Below are 273 nucleotides of genomic sequence, written 5' to 3' on the forward strand. Positions count from 1 at the left end.
TAGCCCTTTCCATGCAGATAGCGATAGAACAGCTCGACATACGGCAGCTCATCGAGCGGCTCATCGGTCAGCTCTTCCGGCACCTCGACACCTCGGAAGCACCCAGCAGAACCAAGAAGGCGTTTCCCCTTGAGCGCCTGAAAGGCATGCCATGTATCGGCAACCGGCTGATCGCTGAACTTGACGGCGTACTTGAAAACCTCCATGAACCCCTCGGCGGGATCTCCAACGATGGGCCGCACATCAACGATGAAGCTGTCCCCGGTGATCTGG

The 273-nt window shown here is 57.9% G+C and carries 1 pseudogene; it reads right to left on the reverse strand.

The window, feature by feature from the left end:
* A pseudogene (locus tag ABG80_RS23160) lies at window positions 1-273 on the reverse strand (protein rep); the annotation flags it as partial.

It is taken from the genome of Aquabacterium parvum (genome assembly GCF_001447195.1).
GTDB lineage: Bacteria > Pseudomonadota > Gammaproteobacteria > Burkholderiales > Burkholderiaceae_C > Aquabacterium > Aquabacterium parvum.